This is a genomic window from Aphanothece hegewaldii CCALA 016, from assembly GCF_003007785.1.
Lineage (GTDB): Bacteria > Cyanobacteriota > Cyanobacteriia > Cyanobacteriales > Microcystaceae > Chroococcus > Chroococcus hegewaldii.
Map to the genome: position 1 here is coordinate 1 of NZ_PXOH01000097.1, position 1,835 is coordinate 1,835.

The window sequence follows — 1,835 nt, forward strand, 5'->3', positions numbered from 1 at the left end:
ACAAAGAAAACGTCTTAAGACCCTAATCTTCTTGTATAACTAAGTCTTATACATTCAATCTTTCTTATACATTTGTACATTTCTAATGATCCCGCTTATACATACATTTACATCACTTGTATATACACTTGAATCTGAGCGTACAACGCTTACGGGATATTCGTTTGACGTGATTGCAGTTATTATCTTGAAGATGGCATTTTCTCTAGTCTGCTCATTAGTATAAAAAGATATTAAATCCTGTTGTACATTTATCGAATATTTGTATAAAAGCAGGTCAAGCACAGGAACGTATAAGAAATCCTGATGGGTCATTCCGTTTCGCTTTTCGACTTCTTTTAGAGTTTGTGCTTTCATACACGATCGCGCAGCGTGCCGTTGGCATCGCCTACTACTATTGAGTTAGATGTGCTTATTGATTATTATAGCTCGCTCGAAGTACAAGATCCCAAAAAGCTTTCTAATATTTGAATCGCTAAGTGAACTAACTTGACAGTTCTCAACTATACTTGTATAATATAACTAACTTAAATTTAGCTTTTTAAATGGATAATTTGATTAGACTTGATCGAGAACAGCAACAACAATTAGATCACGAGAAGGTACAAGCGAGAAAGCAGTTACTAGCAATGCCTCCATTTGAAGCACAAAAAATTGCTGCTTCATCTATTTATTCTTCTCATTGGTCTGTTGCTCCTCAAAACCTGACATGGGACGAATCTTTATCTTTAATCGACGATGACTTCACTGACTCCTGAAAACCTGCGCTCTCTTCTGGTTCAACTTCAAGAGTCCGAGTCGGAAATCATTCTTGTCGGAGGACAAGCAATCAATCTGTGGGCAAGTTTTTATCAAGCTAAAATTCCCCAGTTAGAAAATTTTTTTCCTTTTGCCAGTGAAGATCTCGATTTTTATGGCGGTCGTCTTGATGCGCTCGCTTGCCATCAAATTTTAGGTGGACAGATTTATCTTGCTCAAGGTTTCGACCCCAGCCCCAACGCTGGCATTTTGACGGTTGATTATCAACAACGAAAACTGAGGATCGATTTTCTGGCTACTGTTTACGGACTTAATGAGGTAGAAATTGTCAGTACAGCCATCCCTTTTGAGGGAAAAGAAAGTCTTCAAGGGATTACTCTTAAGGTTTTACATCCGATCCTATGTTTGGAAGGAAAGCTTAAATGTCTTCAAAGCTTGCCACAGCAAGGCCGTCAAGATCTTAAACACGTAAAGATGTCCATTTTGTGTCTGCATCAATTTTTACTAGATCTAGCTCAACAGCAAGCTTTAAGACCTTTCCTGAAATTAACTGAAAGATTGATGACCAATGCTTTAAATGAAATTGGACTTTCGGTATGGTATCACCACTCTATTTATCTTGAAAAAGCGATCCCTCTTAATTGTGAGCTATTAATAGCCGAACCCAAAGGACAGCAGTTCTACTCTGTTAGATGGCCTCAGCTAAAAAAACAACTTGAATCTAAACGTTCACGTTATCAAACTTTGATGGAAAGAGTCCAACCTGATTAAAACTTGTACATTTATTGTATATTTGCATATAGCTTTTCAGGATTACAGACAGATAAGAATACCTGATTGCTTATCCCAATTTCTTTTTTGACTCGGAGCATAGTCTGTCCATCCATCGTACTTGCTCTCCCATAACCGACTCTCATTTGCTTTCACCCGTTGGCTGCTGCCTTACCGCCTATTATAACTCTAAATAGAAAAGCCCAAGAAAGTTTTTTGAGGGGATTCCCTCAAGGGGTGATGAACAGCAAAATAAAGTATATATATGAGGTTGAGGGCTTCATAGGTAGAAAAAGATCAGAGCT

Annotated in this window: 2 protein-coding genes; both read left to right on the top strand. The window is 38.0% G+C overall.

Translation table 11 applies throughout. From position 1 onward, the window contains the following. Nucleotides 1-545: 545 nt before the first annotated feature. Nucleotides 546-758, top strand: a complete 213-nt coding sequence (locus tag C7H19_RS25095) for a hypothetical protein (protein WP_106459620.1) — start codon at nucleotides 546-548, stop codon at nucleotides 756-758. Continuing rightward, nucleotides 739-1,530: a hypothetical protein gene (locus C7H19_RS25100; protein WP_106459621.1), complete on the top strand. Its 792-nt coding sequence runs from the start codon at nucleotides 739-741 to the stop codon at nucleotides 1,528-1,530. The genes C7H19_RS25095 and C7H19_RS25100 overlap by 20 nt, the downstream gene beginning before the upstream one ends. Nucleotides 1,531-1,835 lie beyond the last annotated feature (305 nt).

What these genes read in the sequence shown, in the direction of transcription:
- C7H19_RS25095 (WP_106459620.1), top strand. Translation starts at nt 546, where the DNA reads ATGGATAATTTGATTAGACTTGATCGAGAACAGCAACAACAATTAGAT.
- C7H19_RS25100 (WP_106459621.1), top strand. Translation starts at nt 739, where the DNA reads ATGACTTCACTGACTCCTGAAAACCTGCGCTCTCTTCTGGTTCAACTT.